At 54.1% G+C, this 17,341-nt stretch carries 20 protein-coding genes and 1 tRNA gene; 6 read left to right on the forward strand and 15 right to left on the reverse strand.

From position 1 onward, the window contains the following. Positions 1-29 precede the first annotated feature (29 nt). From HBM95_20165 to rlmE, 6 genes are all read right to left on the reverse strand, one after another. Positions 30-116, reverse strand: a tRNA-Leu gene (locus HBM95_20165). A gap of 9 nt (positions 117-125) precedes the next feature. Further along, complete coding sequence (gene secG, locus HBM95_20170) at positions 126-458, reverse strand: preprotein translocase subunit SecG (GenBank protein ID NIH45224.1); 333 nt, start codon at positions 456-458, stop codon at positions 126-128. Positions 459-681: 223 nt separating this feature from the next. Continuing rightward, entirely contained in the window at positions 682-2,019 is a 1,338-nt protein-coding gene (gene glmM / locus HBM95_20175; GenBank protein ID NIH45225.1) for a phosphoglucosamine mutase, read from the reverse strand. After that, a complete protein-coding gene (gene folP, locus HBM95_20180) occupies positions 2,012-2,860 on the reverse strand; it encodes a dihydropteroate synthase (protein NIH45226.1) in 849 nt (282 codons plus the stop codon). The genes glmM and folP overlap by 8 nt, the downstream gene beginning before the upstream one ends. Positions 2,861-2,958: 98 nt before the next feature. Then, entirely contained in the window at positions 2,959-4,893 is a 1,935-nt protein-coding gene (ftsH, locus tag HBM95_20185) for an ATP-dependent zinc metalloprotease FtsH (protein ID NIH45227.1), read from the reverse strand. Between the two features lie 102 nt (positions 4,894-4,995). Further along, a complete protein-coding gene (rlmE, locus tag HBM95_20190; protein NIH45228.1) occupies positions 4,996-5,622 on the reverse strand; it encodes a 23S rRNA (uridine(2552)-2'-O)-methyltransferase RlmE in 627 nt (208 codons plus the stop codon). Positions 5,623-5,749: 127 nt separating this feature from the next. Here rlmE and yhbY point away from each other — a divergent pair, with 127 nt between their 5' ends. After that, on the forward strand, positions 5,750-6,043 hold the full coding sequence (gene yhbY, locus HBM95_20195) for a ribosome assembly RNA-binding protein YhbY (protein NIH45229.1): 294 nt from the start codon (positions 5,750-5,752) through the stop codon (positions 6,041-6,043). A gap of 151 nt (positions 6,044-6,194) precedes the next feature. Here yhbY and greA read toward each other — a convergent pair whose 3' ends face one another. Then, positions 6,195-6,671, reverse strand: a complete 477-nt coding sequence (greA, locus tag HBM95_20200) for a transcription elongation factor GreA (protein ID NIH45230.1) — start codon at positions 6,669-6,671, stop codon at positions 6,195-6,197. A 228-nt stretch (positions 6,672-6,899) separates the two neighbouring features. Here greA and dacB point away from each other — a divergent pair, with 228 nt between their 5' ends. Genes dacB through pmrB form a run of 3 tightly spaced genes read left to right on the forward strand, consistent with a single transcriptional unit; the run spans position 6,900 to position 10,038 of the window. Further along, entirely contained in the window at positions 6,900-8,333 is a 1,434-nt protein-coding gene (gene dacB, locus HBM95_20205; protein ID NIH45231.1) for a serine-type D-Ala-D-Ala carboxypeptidase, read from the forward strand. Positions 8,334-8,335: 2 nt separating this feature from the next. After that, positions 8,336-8,998 (forward strand): two-component system response regulator PmrA, encoded by a 663-nt coding sequence (gene pmrA, locus HBM95_20210; protein ID NIH45232.1) that lies wholly within the window; start codon positions 8,336-8,338, stop codon positions 8,996-8,998. Then, positions 8,995-10,038, forward strand: coding sequence for a two-component system sensor histidine kinase PmrB (gene pmrB / locus HBM95_20215; GenBank protein NIH45233.1), 1,044 nt, complete (start codon positions 8,995-8,997; stop codon positions 10,036-10,038). The genes pmrA and pmrB overlap by 4 nt, the downstream gene beginning before the upstream one ends. 34 nt (positions 10,039-10,072) lie before the next feature. Here pmrB and cgtA read toward each other — a convergent pair whose 3' ends face one another. The 4 genes from cgtA to rplU form a co-directional block, all read right to left on the reverse strand. Then, complete coding sequence (gene cgtA, locus HBM95_20220; protein ID NIH45234.1) at positions 10,073-11,245, reverse strand: Obg family GTPase CgtA; 1,173 nt, start codon at positions 11,243-11,245, stop codon at positions 10,073-10,075. 15 nt (positions 11,246-11,260) lie between these two features. Then, positions 11,261-12,226: a DMT family transporter gene (locus tag HBM95_20225; protein NIH45235.1), complete on the reverse strand. Its 966-nt coding sequence runs from the start codon at positions 12,224-12,226 to the stop codon at positions 11,261-11,263. Between the two features lie 95 nt (positions 12,227-12,321). Continuing rightward, entirely contained in the window at positions 12,322-12,579 is a 258-nt protein-coding gene (gene rpmA / locus HBM95_20230; protein NIH45236.1) for a 50S ribosomal protein L27, read from the reverse strand. 19 nt (positions 12,580-12,598) lie between these two features. Then, complete coding sequence (gene rplU, locus HBM95_20235) at positions 12,599-12,910, reverse strand: 50S ribosomal protein L21 (protein NIH45237.1); 312 nt, start codon at positions 12,908-12,910, stop codon at positions 12,599-12,601. Between the two features lie 257 nt (positions 12,911-13,167). On the opposite strand from rplU, the gene ispB reads away from it, so the two are divergent. Both ispB and sfsB read left to right on the forward strand, forming a co-directional pair. Further along, complete coding sequence (gene ispB, locus HBM95_20240; GenBank protein NIH45238.1) at positions 13,168-14,139, forward strand: octaprenyl diphosphate synthase; 972 nt, start codon at positions 13,168-13,170, stop codon at positions 14,137-14,139. A 229-nt stretch (positions 14,140-14,368) separates the two neighbouring features. Then, a complete protein-coding gene (gene sfsB / locus HBM95_20245) occupies positions 14,369-14,656 on the forward strand; it encodes a DNA-binding transcriptional regulator SfsB (GenBank protein NIH45239.1) in 288 nt (95 codons plus the stop codon). A 61-nt stretch (positions 14,657-14,717) separates the two neighbouring features. On the opposite strand, the gene murA is transcribed toward sfsB, so the two are convergent. The 4 genes from murA to mlaC form a co-directional block, all read right to left on the reverse strand. Next, positions 14,718-15,977: a UDP-N-acetylglucosamine 1-carboxyvinyltransferase gene (gene murA, locus HBM95_20250; GenBank protein ID NIH45240.1), complete on the reverse strand. Its 1,260-nt coding sequence runs from the start codon at positions 15,975-15,977 to the stop codon at positions 14,718-14,720. Between the two features lie 50 nt (positions 15,978-16,027). Beyond that, entirely contained in the window at positions 16,028-16,282 is a 255-nt protein-coding gene (gene ibaG / locus HBM95_20255) for a BolA family iron metabolism protein IbaG (protein ID NIH45241.1), read from the reverse strand. Between the two features lie 126 nt (positions 16,283-16,408). After that, positions 16,409-16,702, reverse strand: a complete 294-nt coding sequence (mlaB, locus tag HBM95_20260; GenBank protein NIH45242.1) for a lipid asymmetry maintenance protein MlaB — start codon at positions 16,700-16,702, stop codon at positions 16,409-16,411. After that, positions 16,702-17,337, reverse strand: coding sequence for a phospholipid-binding protein MlaC (mlaC, locus tag HBM95_20265; protein NIH45243.1), 636 nt, complete (start codon positions 17,335-17,337; stop codon positions 16,702-16,704). The genes mlaB and mlaC overlap by 1 nt, the downstream gene beginning before the upstream one ends. Between the last annotated feature and the right edge of the window lie 4 nt (positions 17,338-17,341).

Genomic DNA, 17,341 nt, shown 5'->3' on the forward strand with positions numbered 1-17,341 from the left:
CGTCTTTCGACGTCTTTTTTCTGGAATATTGGTACCGAGGATGGGACTCGAACCCACAAGCCCGTTAGGGCACTACCACCTCAAGGTAGCGTGTCTACCAATTCCACCACCTCGGTACGGAATACTTACTGCGGGATATCGCTGGTTGGCTTAGCCGGTGCAGCTGGCTGAGTCTGCTCAGTTTTCGCTGGCGCGCTCAGATTTTCCCACTCACTTCCTTTACTGGTCTTGTTGCTGTTGATATTGCCCAGCACCAGACTGATGATGAAGAACAGCGTAGCCAGAATCGCCGTTGTGCGGGTCATGAAGTTCGCAGAACCACTTGAACCAAACAGCGTACCGGAAGCGCCTGCTCCGAAGGAGGCTCCCATATCAGCGCCTTTACCTTGCTGCAGCATAATCAGCGCTACGAGAGCGATGGCTACAATAAGGAAAACAACTAAAAGAGCTTCGTACATAATCAACCTGTTCCTTGCGGATTTGCCGCATACCAATGCTTCGACCAATTAGCAGGATTTTTGTTTCCCACTGAAGCGGGTGTGAATACTAACCAAAGCGAATGGCCTTCGCAAGGGCATTTTCGAGGCATTGTATCAACTGCGGAAAAAAACAGCAAAAAGCCATTAATTGCTTAAAACAAAGGCGACAAAAGTCGCCTTTTTAAACACTTACTCAGAAAATTTATGCAGCTTTCACGGCATCCGCGATACGGTGCGCAAATTCAGTGACCTGCGCTTCGTCTTCACCTTCCACCATCACGCGGATCAGCGGCTCGGTACCTGACTTACGCAGCAGCACGCGCCCACGGCTGCCCAGAGCCGCTTCAACGTCAGCCATTACCGCTTTCACGTTGTCATTTTCCAGCGGATCGCCTTTACCGGCAGTGAAACGCACGTTCACCAGAATCTGCGGGAACATTTTCATCCCGCTGCACAGATCGTGCAGGCTCATATGGTTGCGCGCCATCGCGGCAACCACCTGCAGCGCGGCTACGATACCGTCGCCAGTAGTGGTTTTGTCGAGCAGGATCACGTGACCAGAGTTCTCGGCACCAATACGCCAGCCTTTCTCCTGCAGTTTTTCCAGCACGTAGCGGTCGCCCACTTTCGCACGGACAAATGGAATACCGAGCTGTTTCAGCGCCAACTCCAGACCCATGTTGCTCATCAGCGTCCCAACCGCGCCACCGCGCAGCTGGCCCTGGCGCAGGCCTTCACGGGCAATGATGTAGAGGATCTGATCGCCGTCGACTTTATTACCTTCGTGGTCAACCATGATCACGCGGTCACCGTCGCCGTCCAGGGCAATGCCCAGATCGGCTTTTTCCGCCAGCACGCGCGCCTGCAGGGCACGCACGTCCGTCGCCCCGACTTCTTCGTTAATGTTCAGACCATTCGGCTCGCAGCCGATGGCGATGACTTTTGCACCCAGCTCGCGGAACACATTCGGAGCGATGTGATAGGTTGCGCCGTTTGCACAGTCCACCACAATTTTGAGGTGCGCCAGGCTCAGCTCATTCGGGAAGGTGCCTTTACAGAATTCGATATAACGGCCCGCCGCATCAACGATACGGTTCGCTTTACCCAGCTCAGCGGAATCAACACAGGTGATCTCTTTTTCCATTTCAGCTTCAATGGCCTCTTCCACTTCGTCCGGCAGCTTGGTGCCGTCAATGGAGAAGAACTTGATACCGTTGTCGTAGAACGGGTTATGAGACGCCGAGATCACGATCCCCGCTTCTGCACGGAAGGTGCGCGTAAGGTAGGCAACAGCAGGTGTTGGCATTGGGCCTGTAAAGGAAGCTGAAAGCCCTGCAGCCGCCAGACCTGCTTCCAGCGCAGATTCCAGCATATAGCCCGAAATACGGGTATCTTTACCAATAATGATCTTACGTGAGCCATGACGCGCCAGTACCTTGCCAGCAGCCCAGCCGAGCTTCAGAACAAAATCAGGGGTGATTGGAGCATCGCCTACGCGCCCACGGATACCATCGGTACCAAAATATTTACGATTACTCATAGCGTTTGTTTTCCTTCGCTGCCAGTGTGGCTTCCACCACACGCATGGCTTCTACTGTTTCTTTGACGTCATGGACACGGATAATGTGCGCGCCTTGCATCGCCGCAATTACCGCGCAGGCCAGGCTGCCACTCAGGCGCTCCCCCGGTCCTACATTCAGCAATTGCCCAATCATCGATTTCCTCGACATCCCTACCAGCAGCGGCAGGTCAAAATGATGAAATTCCGATAAGCGCGCAAGCAACGCATAATTGTGTGAGAGATTTTTACCGAAACCGAACCCCGGGTCGAGCAGCAATTTCTCTTTTGGGATGCCTGCACGCTCACAGCGTTCAATATGCTCAATAAAGAAGCGATTCACGTCGGCAAAGACATCATCATACTTCGGTGCTTCCTGCATGGTTTTCGGTTGCCCCTGCATGTGCATCAGGCATACCGGCAGGCCGGTTTCTGCAGCGGCCTCGATCGCTCCCGGTTCGGTCAGCGAGCGGATATCATTAATAATGTGAGCACCCACTCTCGCCACTTCACGGATCACTTCTGGTTTGGACGTATCGACGGAGATCCAAACCTCGAAGCGTTGCGCGATGGCCTCAACCACCGGCACCACGCGCGCCAGCTCTTCCTCCACCGAAACATCTGCCGCGCCGGGACGCGTCGATTCACCACCAACGTCAATGATGGTGGCACCCGCGTTGATCATTAAATTTGCGTGCTTAACCGCGTCGATAAGCGTGTTGTGCGTGCCGCCGTCAGAGAAGGAGTCAGGGGTAACATTCAGGATCCCCATCACATGCGGATGTGAAAGATCGAGATGCGAGTCCTGGGCGAAGAGTTTCATGGTTAAATCCCTGGTTTTAGTATGGTTTAACGGAAAAGAAAAACCCCGGAGCAAGCTCCAGGGTTTGAGGTACAGACAAACGCTTCAACAGCAGTGACTTACTTGTCGCCCAACTGTTCTGACATGGTGTTGCCCGGGTTTGGCGTACGCGGTTCATCGACCGGACGCGGCGCACGCGGGGTGCCATTGTTGTCAGAATTGTTGGAAGCACCTGGGTCTTCCCAGCCTGCTGGCGGACGCACTTCGCGGCGAGCCATCAGGTCGTCAATCTGGGGTGCATCAATGGTCTCATATTTCATGAGCGCATCTTTCATCGAATGCAGGATGTCCATATTGTCGTTCAGGATCTGACGCGCGCGACCGTAGTTACGTTCAATCAGCGCTTTCACTTCCTGGTCGATGATACGTGCCGTCTCATCGGACATATGTTTCGCTTTCGCCACAGAGCGGCCCAGGAATACTTCACCCTCTTCCTCTGCATAAAGCAGCGGACCGAGTTTGTCGGAGAAGCCCCACTGAGTCACCATGTTACGCGCCAGGTTTGTCGCCACTTTAATATCGTTCGACGCACCGGTAGACACGTGTTCTGGCCCGTAGATGATCTCTTCTGCCAGACGACCGCCGTACAGGGTCGAAATCTGGCTTTCCAGCTTCTGACGGCTGGCGCTGATCGCGTCGCCTTCAGGCAGGAAGAAGGTCACACCCAGCGCACGGCCGCGTGGAATAATCGTCACTTTGTGCACCGGATCGTGTTCCGGCACCAGGCGACCGATAATCGCATGGCCCGCTTCGTGGTACGCGGTGGACTCTTTCTGCGCTTCCGTCATCACCATGGAGCGACGTTCCGCACCCATCATGATTTTGTCTTTCGCTTTCTCGAACTCCACCATGGAGACCACGCGCTTGTTACCGCGTGCGGCAAACAGTGCAGCTTCGTTGACCAGGTTAGCCAGGTCCGCACCGGAGAAGCCAGGGGTACCACGCGCAATGATTGCCGCGTCGATATCTGGCGCCAGCGGTACGCGACGCATATGGACTTTCAGAATCTGTTCACGACCGCGAACATCCGGCAGACCGACCACAACCTGACGGTCGAAACGGCCTGGACGCAGCAGCGCGGGGTCAAGTACGTCCGGACGGTTAGTTGCCGCGATAACGATAATACCTTCGTTACCTTCGAAGCCGTCCATCTCAACCAGCATCTGGTTCAGGGTCTGCTCACGCTCATCATGACCACCGCCCAGGCCTGCGCCACGCTGGCGGCCTACGGCGTCGATTTCATCGATGAAGATGATGCACGGTGCTGCCTTCTTGGCCTGCTCGAACATGTCACGCACACGAGATGCACCGACACCCACGAACATTTCCACGAAGTCAGAACCTGAAATAGTAAAGAACGGCACCTTCGCTTCACCCGCGATGGCTTTCGCCAGCAGGGTTTTACCGGTACCCGGAGGGCCGACCATCAGAACGCCTTTCGGGATCTTGCCGCCCAGTTTCTGGAAACGGCTCGGCTCACGCAGGTATTCAACCAGCTCACCCACCTCTTCTTTCGCTTCGTCACAACCGGCGACGTCAGCAAACGTGGTCTTAATCTGGTCTTCCGTCAGCATACGCGCCTTGCTCTTACCGAACGACATGGCACCTTTGCCACCGCCGCCCTGCATCTGGCGCATAAAGAAGATCCAGACGCCGATAAGAAGCAGCATCGGGAACCAGGAAATGAAGATAGAAGCCAGCAGGCTTGGTTCTTCTGGCGGCTCGCCTACCACTTTGACGTTTTTGGTCAGAAGGTTATCAAGCAGCTTAGGATCGTTCACCGGGATGTAAGTCGTGTAACGGTTACTATCTTTCTTGGTAACGTTGATCTCACGTCCGTTGATACGCGCTTCGCGAACCTGGTCCTGATTGACCTCTTGCAGGAAGGTAGAATAATCCACCTTGCGGCCATTCGACTCGCTGGGCCCAAAGCTCTGGAATACTGACATCAGCACAACGGCAATGACCAGCCAGAGTATTAGGTTTTTCGCCATGTCACTCAAGGGATTAACCTCATATTACAACTGTGTTAAAAACAGCGTCAGGATACTCTATATCCAGTTTCATTCAAACTTTCGCCTGAAATCTACCGGTTATCATTTTCGCCCGGTCGCTACAATATACACTTCTCGGGAACGGGCCCGGGAAGAGTCCGGCTTACGAACTTTAACCTTCGCAAACAGGGAGCGAATTTCCTTAAGATACTCCTCGAAACCTTCGCCCTGAAACACCTTCACAACAAAACTACCACCAGGCGCTAGTACATCACGACACATTTCTAACGCTAGCTCCACCAGATACATGGCGCGGGGGATATCCACCGCCGGTGTTCCGCACATATTTGGTGCCATATCCGACATGACAACCTGGACCTTACTGTCACCAACACGATCAAGTAACGCTTTCAGCACTAATTCATCACGAAAGTCGCCCTGAAGGAAGTCGACACCGACGATGGGATCCATTGGTAAAAGATCACACGCGATGATGCGGCCCGTTCCGCCGATCTGCGTTACCGCATACTGGGACCATCCGCCCGGTGCCGCACCGAGGTCAACAACCGTCATCCCCGGCTTAAAAAGTTTGTCACTTTGCTGTATTTCATCAAGTTTAAACCAGGCACGGGAACGTAACCCCTTTTTCTGTGCCTGTTGAACATATTTATCGCTAAAGTGTTCCTGAAGCCAGCGGCTGGAACTGGCAGAACGCTTTTTACCTGTCATTTAACATTTCCGTCCTGGTTCATCGTTGCTTGCCTGTGACATAAATTTCTACGCAGCTATTTGGCGATATAAGGGAGATGGCGGTAGAATGAACCGTTTTCAATCCCAACGTAAGCAAAAATATACGATGAATCTGAGTACTAAACAAAAACAGCACCTTAAAGGTCTGGCACATCCGCTCAAGCCTGTAGTGATGCTTGGCAACAATGGTTTGACCGAAGGGGTGCTTGCCGAGATTGAACAAGCGCTGGAACACCACGAGCTGATCAAGGTGAAAATCGCCTCTGAAGACAGAGACACTAAAAACCTGATCGTGGAAGCCATCGTGCGCGAAACCGGCGCCTGTAATGTACAGGTCATCGGTAAAACGCTGGTGCTCTATCGCCCATCTAAAGAGCGTAAAATCTCGCTGCCACGCTAAGGATATCCTGAATCAATCACATTTTCTGTGTGAAACGAGGGATTTCTTTCAGCAGGCGAGCAAAATGCCATGCTCCTTGAGTTGATAAAAGGCCGCTACGCGGCCTTTTTCTTTTCTTTACAATGTATCAACATCTTAGTAGAGAAGCGAATTACAGGTATTCAACCTTAATAATTTCGTATTCCACTTCGCCGCCAGGGGTGCGGATGGTGACAACATCGTCCTGCTCTTTGCCAATCAGGCCACGAGCAATCGGTGAGTTCACCGAAATCAGGTTCTGTTTGAAGTCGGCTTCATCATCGCCCACGATGCGATAGGTCTGCTCTTCGTCGTTGTCCAAGTTCAGAACGCTGACGGTAGAACCAAAGATCACGCGGCCATTGTTAGGCATTTTGGTGATATCGATAACCTGCGCGTTAGACAGTTTCGCCTCGATATCCTTAATGCGCCCTTCACAGAAACCCTGCTGCTCGCGCGCCGCATGGTATTCAGCATTCTCTTTCAGGTCGCCATGCTCACGGGCTTCCGCGATAGCGGCGATGATTTCAGGGCGACGCACGGATTTCAGGAAATCCAGCTCTTCGCGCAGTTTTTCGGCACCACGTAAGGTCATCGGAATAGCTTGCATTTGTTATACCTCTTAAACATTCCTGTTGGGAGCAGTGTTCCCTGCTCCTGCCCCCCTAAGCGGGCAAGAAGCAAAAAGAAAACCGACCCGGGAGCGACGCCCCAGGTCAGCAGCAATTTTTCAATTTGATACGCATTTTACCGCGAAGTTCACTATGGGTCATCGTTTACTTTGCAGTGCTATGCACCGTAGTATGACGGTTTGTTTTCGGGTTGTTAGCGCGAGATTATGCGATTTTCCAGTTTTATCATCGGATTGACTACCAGTATAACGTTCACCGCCCAGGCCGCGAATGTTGATGAGTACATTAATCAGCTCCCCGCAGGCGCGAACCTTGCCCTGATGGTGCAGAAGGTTGGCGCACAGGCTCCCGAGATTGACTATCACAGTCAACAGATGGCGCTGCCTGCCAGTACCCAGAAGGTGATCACAGCCCTCGCAGCCCTGCTTCAGCTCGGGCCTGACTTCCGTTTTACCACCACGCTTGAAACCAAAGGTAACGTCGAGGATGGCGAACTGAAAGGCGATCTTATCGCCCGTTTCGGTGGCGATCCCACCTTTAAACGCCAGGATATCCGCAACATGGTGGCGGTGTTAAAAAAATCCGGCGTGACAAAAATCGATGGCAACGTGCTGATCGATACCTCCATTTTTGCCAGCCACGATAAAGCCCCAGGCTGGCCGTGGAACGACATGACGCAGTGCTTTAGCGCCCCGCCTGCGGCCGCGATTGTTGACCGCAACTGCTTCTCGATTTCCCTTTACAGCGCGCCAAAACCGGATGATTTAGCGTTTATTCGCGTGGCATCTTACTATCCGGTGACCATGTTTAGCCAGGTGCGTACGCTGGCTAAAGGCTCCCCGGATGCCCAGTACTGCGAACTGGACGTGGTGCCTGGCGATCTTAACCGCTACACCCTCACCGGCTGCCTGACGCAGCGCGCCGATCCGCTGCCGCTGGCCTTCGCGATTCAGGATGGCGCAAGCTATGCGGGTGCGATTCTTAAGGATGAACTGAAGCAGGCAGGAATAACCTACTCCGGCACGCTGCTACGCCAGACGCAGGTCAACCAACCGGGCACGGTCATTGCCAGCAAACAGTCACCGCCGCTGCATGATTTATTGCGGATTATGCTGAAAAAGTCTGACAACATGATTGCCGACACCGTATTCCGCATGATTGGTCACGCGCGCTTCGGCGTGCCGGGAACCTGGCGCGCGGGCTCAGACGCTGTTCGACAGATCCTGCGCCAGCAGGCGGGGATCGATCTGGGTAACACTATCGCCGTCGATGGTTCCGGATTATCGCGCCATAACTTGATTGCCCCGGCCACCATGATGCAGGTGCTTCAGTACATTGCACAACATGACACTGAGCTAAACTTTATCTCAATGCTGCCGCTGGCCGGACACGACGGTTCGCTGCAGTATCGCGCCGGGCTTCACGCTGCGGGTGTGGATGGCAAAGTATCCGCTAAAACAGGTTCACTGCAGGGGGTGTATAACCTTGCAGGCTTCATCACGACCGCCAGCGGACAGCGCATGGCATTCGTGCAGTATCTTTCCGGCTATGCCGTCGAACCGACCGACCAGCGCAACCGTCGTATTCCACTGGTTCGCTTCGAGAGCAGGCTTTATAAGGACATCTACCAGAATAACTAACGATGAAACTACTCATAGTTGAAGACGATCTGTTATTACAGGAAGGACTGGCGCTGGGGCTGGCCAATGAAGGCTATGCCCTGGACTGTGCTGGCACCGCGGCAGAGGCGGATGCCCTGATCCAGAGCGGCGAATACAGCCTGGTGATCCTTGATTTAGGTTTGCCGGACAAAGACGGCGCGACGCTGCTTACCCAGTGGCGTCGCCGCGGCATCGCCAATCCGGTGTTGATCCTGACCGCACGCGACGCCATTGAAGATCGTATTACCGGCCTTGATGCTGGTGCCGATGATTACCTGGTGAAGCCCTTTGCGCTCGCAGAACTTCAGGCTCGGGTGCGAGCGTTAATACGCCGTTATCAGGGCCATAGTGATAACTTACTAACCGACGGGGACATTACCCTGAATCTGCAAACCCAGCAGGTCCTGCGCCAGTCCCAGCCCGTTGAAGTCACACCAAAAGAGTTCGCCTTGCTCACGCGTTTGATCATGCGAAGCGGACAAACGGTACACAGAGAAACCCTTCAGCAGGATATCTACTCCTGGCAGGACGATCCGGGGTCAAATACCCTCGAAGTCCACATCCATAACCTGCGTCGTAAGCTCGGCAAAGACCGGATTAAAACCGTCCGCGGCGTTGGCTACCGTCTGGAGAGCCAGAAATGAACAGCATGCGTCGGCGATTAATGGTGTTGCTGGCGGTCATTCTGTTATTTTTCCAGCTGATAAGCGTCATTTGGTTGTGGCACGAAAGCCGGGAGCAGATTGGCTTTCTGGTGAACGAAACGCTGTCGGCAAAGTCACGCAACAACCACGTCGAGAAAGAGATCCGCGAAGCGATTGCCTCGCTGCTGGTTCCTTCTCTGGTGATGGTTGGCTTTACGCTGTTTTTCTCGTTCTGGGCGGTCACCTGGATAACCCGGCCGCTGAACAAACTGCGCGTGAGCCTGGCTAACCGTTCGGCGGATAATTTAACCCCGCTTCCTATGTATTCCGACATGGAAGAAATCGGCGCCGTGACCACCTCGCTCAATCAGCTGCTCGCCAGGCTGGACAGTACCATCCAGCAGGAGCGTCTCTTCACGGCGGACGCCGCCCACGAACTGCGAACGCCCCTTGCCGGAATCAGACTTCATCTGGAGCTGATGGCGCAGTCAGGCTCCCCGCAGGCCACGGCGTTAATCAGCCGTATCGACCAGCTGATGCACACCGTTGAGCAACTGCTGATGCTGGCCCGTGCCGGCCAGGCGATGGCGAGCGGCCACTATGAAACCATCAACTGGACGGACACGATCATCACGCCTCTTGGTCTTGAGCATGAAGCCAAAGCGCATACGGTGATATGGCCGGACAAAAGTGCGCTCACGGTGCAAGGAGACGCGGTACTGCTGCGGCTGATGCTGCGCAACCTGCTGGAGAATGCCGGGCGTTACAGCCCGACAGGCACCACGATTACCGTAACGCTTACCGAGGTCGAAGGCGGTACGCAGCTCAGCGTTATCGATCAGGGGCCAGGTATCGACGAAGCGCACCGACAGTCGATCACGGAGCCGTTCCGTCGCCTCGATCAGCGTTACGGCGGCAGCGGCCTGGGTCTGAGTATCGTACAGCGCATCCTGCAGCTTCATCACGGTAAGCTGATGCTGGAGAATGGCGCTGAAGGCGGCCTGATAGCAAGCTGCTGGCTGCCCTCAACGCTGGAATGAAAAAAGCCCCCTGGATGGGGGCTTCGGACAGATATTAGTGCTTGTAGATGAACTCGACGCCTTCTTCGTCATCTTCATCCCAGTCATCGTCCCAGTCGTCTTCCTCTTCCGCTTCCAGCTCTTCGAGCTGCTGGCGGTGGTAGTCATCCCACATGAATTCGACTTTTTCTGGCTGTTTCGCTTCTTCAGCCTGAACGACCGGGTTCTCGATGATGAAGGTCATCACATCCCAGCAGAGATCTTTCACGCCAACCTGGCTTGCCGCGGAGATAAGGTAGTATTTATCTTCCCAGCCCATCGCTTCAGCAATCGCTTTGGCTTTCGCTTCGGCTTCCGCTTTGTCCATCAGGTCGATCTTGTTGAAGACCAGCCAGCGTGGTTTACTCGCCAGTTTTTCGCTGTATTTTTCCAGCTCGCCGATGATAATGCGGGCGTTCTCAACCGGATCGGAACCGTCGATTGGATCGATATCAATGAGGTGCAGCAGGACGCGGCAGCGCTCAAGGTGCTTCAGGAAGCGAATACCCAGGCCAGCCCCTTCCGCAGCGCCTTCGATCAGGCCAGGGATATCAGCCACGACGAAGCTCTTTTCGTTATCCATACGGACAACGCCAAGGCTTGGCACCAGCGTGGTAAACGGATAGTCCGCCACTTTTGGTTTCGCCGCAGAGACAGCACGAATAAACGTCGATTTACCGGCGTTTGGCATACCCAGCATGCCCACGTCTGCCAGAAGCATCAGCTCCAGCTGCAGATCGCGCTTATCGCCCGGTGTACCCATCGTTTTCTGACGCGGGGTACGGTTAACGGAAGATTTGAAACGGCTGTTGCCCAGACCGTGCCAGCCGCCTTTTGCGACCATCAGGCGTTGACCGTGCTTGGTCATATCACCCATGGTTTCACCGGTGCCCTGATCAATAACGCGCGTACCGACCGGAACCTTAATGGTCACGTCTTTACCGCGTTTACCGGTACAGTCACGGCTCTGGCCGTTCTGGCCGCGTTCAGCGCGGAAGGATTTTTCGAAGCGGTAGTCGATCAGCGTGTTGAGGTTTTCATCCGCCTCCAGCCATACGTCACCACCATCGCCACCGTCACCGCCGTCAGGGCCGCCACGAGGAATATATTTTTCACGGCGGAAGCTTACACAACCGTTACCGCCATCACCTGCCACGACCAGAATCGTCGCTTCATCAACAAACTTCATTTTACTCTCCGTAACTCATTCGCCTGAGCGGGGGACTACTACGACCGCTTCATTTTTGCGCCAACGTCCCCAAAGACGATGACCAATGGCGGAATACATCGCGCCCGCAACCACGACAAACGCACCGAGATAGCCCAACAGGTTGAGCATCGGTCTGACGAAGACATCGGGCCAGGCCATTGATAACAAATCTGAAAATAACAGCGTAAACAGCGGGGTAAGCGTGATCAACGCGCTCACCTGTGCTGCCTGCCAGCGCGCCATCGCTTCCGCCAGCGCGCCATAACCGACCAGCGTGTTAAGCCCACAAAAAATGAGGCACGCCAGTTGCCAGTCGCTCAGTTGGGCAATGACGCCCGGCTTCGCTAACGGCAATAATGCCACTGTACACAAAGTGTACAGCAAAAAAAGGATCTGCTGTGAGGCCAGGCGACGCAATAACACCTTTTGCGCGACGCCATAGCTCACCCAGACCGTTGCTGCTCCCACGCCGAAGATCACGCCCCAGGTGTAGTCCGTAAGCCGGGTAAAAATCTCGATCAGGCTGGTGTTGAAAAACATCACCAGACCACAAAGCAGCATGGTTGCCCCGATAATCTGCGTCCCGCGCATCTTCTCTTTGAGGATGAACACGCTGGCAACCATCATACCCACGGGTGAAAGCTGGCCAATCACCTGAGACGCCGTAGGGCTTAAATACTGCAGGGAAGAGCTGAACAGGATGAAGTTACCGAACAGACCGCCCGTCGCAATGGCCAGTAACACCAGCCAGCGAGGTTTACGGAAGAGTCGCAACGGTGGAAGCTTACCTTTAATTGCAAGGATGGTCCCGAGACCGATGCTTGCCATCAGAAAGCGATAAAAGACCACCGTAGGCGGCTCCATCACTTCCAGTACCTGCTTCATTGCAATTGGCAGCGCACCCCAGCACATTGCGGTCGTGAGCGCCAAAAGAATACCAATGCCGGCCTGCTGCTTCATGCCCGTTTTCCCTACAGAAAATTTTCCGGGTTTCCAATGTAAAAAGCCCCGCAACACGTTGCGGGGCTTTAATCCGTTACCGGACCGAGAAAACCTTACTCAGCAACGATGCTGATGTATTTACGGTTGTTCGGGCCTTTAACTTCAAATTTCACTTTACCGTCTGCTTTAGCAAACAGAGTGTGGTCACGACCGCAACCTACGTTGTTGCCAGCGTGGAATTTGGTACCACGTTGACGAACGATGATGCTACCCGCCAGAACGGATTCGCCACCGAAACGCTTAACGCCAAGGCGTTTAGCTTCTGAATCGCGACCGTTACGTGTGGAGCCGCCAGCCTTTTTATGTGCCATTTAAATCTCTCCTCAGGTCTTAGGCGCTGATGCCAGTAATTTTCACATCAGTGAACCACTGACGGTGGCCCTGCTGCTTACGGTAGTGTTTACGACGACGAAACTTAACGATTTTAACTTTCTCGCCACGACCGTGTGCAACAACTTCAGCTTTGATAACGCCGCCATCAACGAAAGGAACGCCGATTTTGACTTCTTCACCGTTTGCGATCATCAGAACTTCTGCGAACTCAACAGATTCGCCAGTTGCGATGTCCAGCTTTTCCAGGCGAACGGTCTGACCTTCGCTTACTCGGTGTTGTTTACCACCACTTTGGAAAACCGCGTACATATAAACTCCGCTTCCGCGCACGTCCTCGTATGAATCAGAGTGCGCTATAAATATTCACAATAGGGCGCGAATATTACGCAAAACGCGAGCCTTTGACAAGTGCTACCGTCAATACATGAAGAAAAAAAACACAACACGTACGGTAACGTTTATCTGAGCCGTTTTTTCAGTACAATCAGCACTACTATTGATAAACCGAAACCCTTCGTTACCCCATTGAAGATGGGATCAACAGGATAAAAAGCCCGGCTTTTGCGATGAATTTAGAAAAAATCAACGAGTTAACCGCGCAAGATATGGCGGGTGTAAATGCAGCAATCCTGGAGCAACTCAACTCTGACGTTCAGCTGATCAATCAGTTGGGCTATTACATTGTCAGCGGCGGCGGTAAACGCATTCGCCCGATGATTGCCATTCTGGCTGCCAGAGCCGTTGGCTATCAGGGAAATGCCCACGTGACGATCGCCGCGCTGATCGAATTTATTCACACCGCGACGCTTCTGCATGACGATGTTGTGGATGAATCCGATATGCGTCGTGGCAAAGCCACGGCAAACGCAGCCTTCGGGAACGCCGCCAGCGTTCTGGTCGGGGACTTTATCTATACCCGCGCCTTCCAGATGATGACCAGCCTCGGCTCTCTGAAAGTGCTGGAGGTGATGTCAGAAGCCGTCAACGTCATCGCTGAAGGCGAAGTGCTGCAGCTGATGAACGTCAATGACCCGGATATCACCGAAGAAAACTACATGCGCGTTATCTACAGCAAAACAGCGCGCCTGTTTGAAGCTGCCGCCCAGTGCTCGGGCATTCTGGCTGGCTGTTCCGAGGCGCAGGAAAAAGGATTGCAGGACTATGGACGCTATCTGGGCACGGCCTTCCAGCTGATTGATGATTTGCTGGACTACAGCGCGGACGGCGAAACGCTCGGCAAAAACGTTGGCGATGACCTGAACGAAGGCAAACCGACCCTGCCGCTCCTTCACGCGATGCGCAACGGAACAGCCGACCAGGCGAAAATGATCCGTGAGGCGATCGAACAGGGAAATGGTCGCCATCTTCTGGAACCTGTACTGGAAACCATGGCCATCTGCGGCTCACTGGAATGGACCCGTCAGCGTGCTGAAGAAGAGGCTGACAAAGCCATCGAAGCTCTCCAGGTTATTCCAGACAGCCCATGGCGCGATGCGCTGATCGGTCTTGCCCACATCGCTGTTCAGCGCGACCGTTAATCTTGCCCCACCTCCCCGCCCCCATCGCGGGGAGGTTCAAAAACGCACCAATAAATTCCGTATTCATGTAAATTCATCGGGTTAGAGCCCGCATGAATAAAGCCATGCCTTATTCTGAATATCCCTTCAAGTAACGCGAACTTTTTAGAACACGAATGTGAAATGGGTATAGTAAGCCAGTCGTTTCAGAAGAAACGGCGTAGGTGAATCCGAACTTAAGGACAGCGTTATGGATACGAAATTTATCGACTGGCATACGGCAGATATCATTGCGGCACTGCGCAAAAGAGGTACGTCACTTGCAGCAGAGTCCCGCCGCCATGGTCTGAGTTCTTCCACCCTGGCCAACGCCCTGACCCGCCCCTGGCCAAAGGGAGAATTAATTATCGCGACGGCGCTGGAAACGCACCCGTGGGTGATCTGGCCTTCACGCTATCACGATCCAGTTACTCATGAATTTATCGACAGAACGCGCATGATGCGCCAGAGAAAAGTAAAAACAGAACCGCAGGAATAACGGTTTTTGTGACAGGAATAGCAACCCCCCGGTCATTTCTGGCAGGGGGCTGCCGGAACGATTACTCGCCCTTCACACGCTCGATATTGGCACCCAGCGCGCGCAGTTTGTCTTCGATACGTTCATAGCCACGATCGATGTGATAAATACGATCCACCACCGTAGTGCCTTCCGCGATACAGCCCGCCAGCACCAGGCTTGCAGACGCACGCAGATCTGTTGCCATTACCTGAGCACCGGACAGTTTCTCAACACCGTGGCAAATCACGGTGTTACTTTCGATCTCAGCATGTGCACCCATACGGATCAGTTCCGGGACGTGCATAAAGCGGTTCTCGAAAATAGTCTCGGTGATCACACCGGTACCTTCCGCCACCAGGTTCAGCAGGGTGAACTGTGCCTGCATATCGGTCGGGAATGCCGGATGCGGCGCCGTACGCACGGTTACCGCTTTCGGACGCTTGCCGTGCATATCGAGGCTGATCCAGTCTTCACCGGTTTCAACATCGGCACCCGCTTCACGCAGTTTCGCCAGCACCGCATCCAGGGTATCTGGCTGCGCGTTGCGACATACAATCTTACCGCCAGAGATCGCCGCAGCGACCAGGAAGGTGCCGGTTTCAATACGGTCCGGCAGTACGCGATACACACCACCGCCCAGACGCTCAACGCCTTCGATGGTGATGCGGTCAGTACCCTGGCCGGAGATCTTCGCGCCCAGCGCCACGAGGAAGTTGGCGGTATCCACGATCTCCGGTTCACGCGCGGCGTTTTCGATGATGGTGGTACCTTCCGCCAGCGTCGCTGCAGACATAATGGTGACAGTAGCGCCAACGCTCACTTTGTCCATGACAATGTGCGCGCCTTTCAGACGGCCATTGACGGAGGCCTTAACGTAACCTTCTTCCAGCTTGATCTCTGCACCCAGTTTCTCCAGGCCAAAGATATGCAGGTCAACCGGACGCGCGCCGATAGCGCAGCCGCCCGGCAGAGAAACCTGACCCTGACCGAAACGCGCCACCAGCGGGCCAAGCGCCCAGATAGAAGCACGCATGGTTTTCACCAGATCGTAAGGCGCAGAGAAGTTGTTCACGTTGCTGGCGTCAATCCAGACGGAACCGTTGCGCTCAACTTTAGTGCCCAGTTGGGTGAGCAACTTCATAGTGGTGTCGATATCTTTCAGCTTCGGTACGTTCTGAATTTCTACCGGCTCTTCCGCGAGCAGCGCAGCAAAGAGGATTGGCAGCGCGGCGTTTTTCGCGCCAGAAATTGTGACTTCGCCCTGGAGACGCGTTGGCCCCTGTACACGAAATTTATCCATTGTGTGCTCTCTTATAAATTCAACCGTGCTGCGGGCCTGTCGCCCTCAGCTCAAAAACCGTTTAGTTTGCGATCGCGTGCCCACTCTTGCGGGGTGAACGCTTTAATCGACAGGGCGTGGATGCGGTTATCCGCAATATATTCCATCAGCGGCGCGTACACAGCCTGCTGCTTCTTCACACGGCTCATACCGTCGAACATCTCACCCACAGCAATAACCTGGAAGTGACTGCCATCGCCAGTGACGTGGGCTTCCTGAAGGGAGAGTGCATTCATCAGCACTGTCTGGATTTCATGATTTTCCATGGGCTCTTAATCATCTGATAGTGAAAACAAGCCCAACATCTTAGAGCAAAGTGGCGTCGTCTTAAACAAGCAAAAAGCCCCGACGATGAAACTGTCAGGGCTTTCGGAAGTAACGCACTGAAAATATTAACGAGGCAGTACGTCCTGAGGCAGATTGTAGAGTTGCGCAAGGGTAACGACATTATCGCTCGCGCCATGAAGCATGACGCTTGTTCCCTGCTTTTTCCCCACGGCAACCAGATGGGCAAGCAGCGCAACGCCTGCCGTATCCACCCGCGTGACGTCGGTTAAGTCGATAAGCGTCACGCCCTGCATCGCTTCATGACGTTTGTCCCACAGCGGGTTCAGCAGATCCTGGTCCAGTTCACCGGACAGCTTTAACGTCTCACCTTCACGCGACCAGCGGAGTTGCTGCGACATTACTTCTTCTCGTCCAGAGTAATTTTCTGACGAGAAATAGACTGCAGCTGTGCGGTCAGGCCATCAATGCCCTTGGTGCGCAGCAGGTCGCTCCACTCGTTCTGTTTAGTGGTGATCATGCTCACCCCTTCGGCGATCATGTCATACGCCTGCCAGTGGCCGGTCTGGCTATTTTTACGCCACTGGAAATCCAGACGCACCGGCGGACGGCCGTTAGGATCGTTGATCGTCACGCGGATAGGAATGATGGTGGCATCGCCCAGCGGCTGCTCTGGCGCAATCTGATAGGTCTGACCGTGGTACATCGCCAGCGCCTGGCCGTAGGCCTGTTTCAGGTATTCACGGAATGCAGCAAAGTAGGCTTCACGCTGCGCAGGCGTCGCATCTTTGTAATAACGCCCCAGCACCAGCGCTCCCGCATATTTAATCTGCACATACGGCAGCAGTTCCTGGTCAACCACGTCACGCAGATAATCAGGATTCGCGCGAATTTTTGGCTGTTCGTTTTTGAGACGGTCGAAGGTTTTCTTCGCAGCTTCGTCCATCAGTTTGTACGGGTTGCTCTGATCCGCAGCATGTGCCGCAGTGAGAGGGGCAATGACCAGCATGGCAACCATTAACAGTCGTTTAAACATGAAT

The sequence above is a fragment of the Enterobacter asburiae genome (genome assembly GCA_011754535.1).
Classification (GTDB): Bacteria; Pseudomonadota; Gammaproteobacteria; order Enterobacterales; family Enterobacteriaceae; genus Enterobacter; species Enterobacter cloacae_N.

Coding starts and splice junctions, on each gene's coding strand:
- cgtA (NIH45234.1), bottom strand. CDS start 11,245: ATGAAGTTTGTTGATGAAGCGACGATTCTGGTCGTGGCAGGTGATGGC.
- ftsH (NIH45227.1), bottom strand. CDS start 4,893: ATGGCGAAAAACCTAATACTCTGGCTGGTCATTGCCGTTGTGCTGATG.
- folP (NIH45226.1), bottom strand. CDS start 2,860: ATGAAACTCTTCGCCCAGGACTCGCATCTCGATCTTTCACATCCGCAT.
- mlaB (NIH45242.1), bottom strand. CDS start 16,702: ATGTCGCAGCAACTCCGCTGGTCGCGTGAAGGTGAGACGTTAAAGCTG.
- dacB (NIH45231.1), top strand. CDS start 6,900: ATGCGATTTTCCAGTTTTATCATCGGATTGACTACCAGTATAACGTTC.
- yhbY (NIH45229.1), top strand. CDS start 5,750: ATGAATCTGAGTACTAAACAAAAACAGCACCTTAAAGGTCTGGCACAT.
- mlaC (NIH45243.1), bottom strand. CDS start 17,337: ATGTTTAAACGACTGTTAATGGTTGCCATGCTGGTCATTGCCCCTCTC.
- HBM95_20225 (NIH45235.1), bottom strand. CDS start 12,226: ATGAAGCAGCAGGCCGGCATTGGTATTCTTTTGGCGCTCACGACCGCA.
- rplU (NIH45237.1), bottom strand. CDS start 12,910: ATGTACGCGGTTTTCCAAAGTGGTGGTAAACAACACCGAGTAAGCGAA.
- sfsB (NIH45239.1), top strand. CDS start 14,369: ATGGATACGAAATTTATCGACTGGCATACGGCAGATATCATTGCGGCA.
- ispB (NIH45238.1), top strand. CDS start 13,168: ATGAATTTAGAAAAAATCAACGAGTTAACCGCGCAAGATATGGCGGGT.
- glmM (NIH45225.1), bottom strand. CDS start 2,019: ATGAGTAATCGTAAATATTTTGGTACCGATGGTATCCGTGGGCGCGTA.
- pmrB (NIH45233.1), top strand. CDS start 8,995: ATGAACAGCATGCGTCGGCGATTAATGGTGTTGCTGGCGGTCATTCTG.
- ibaG (NIH45241.1), bottom strand. CDS start 16,282: ATGGAAAATCATGAAATCCAGACAGTGCTGATGAATGCACTCTCCCTT.
- rpmA (NIH45236.1), bottom strand. CDS start 12,579: ATGGCACATAAAAAGGCTGGCGGCTCCACACGTAACGGTCGCGATTCA.
- pmrA (NIH45232.1), top strand. CDS start 8,336: ATGAAACTACTCATAGTTGAAGACGATCTGTTATTACAGGAAGGACTG.
- murA (NIH45240.1), bottom strand. CDS start 15,977: ATGGATAAATTTCGTGTACAGGGGCCAACGCGTCTCCAGGGCGAAGTC.
- rlmE (NIH45228.1), bottom strand. CDS start 5,622: ATGACAGGTAAAAAGCGTTCTGCCAGTTCCAGCCGCTGGCTTCAGGAA.
- greA (NIH45230.1), bottom strand. CDS start 6,671: ATGCAAGCTATTCCGATGACCTTACGTGGTGCCGAAAAACTGCGCGAA.
- secG (NIH45224.1), bottom strand. CDS start 458: ATGTACGAAGCTCTTTTAGTTGTTTTCCTTATTGTAGCCATCGCTCTC.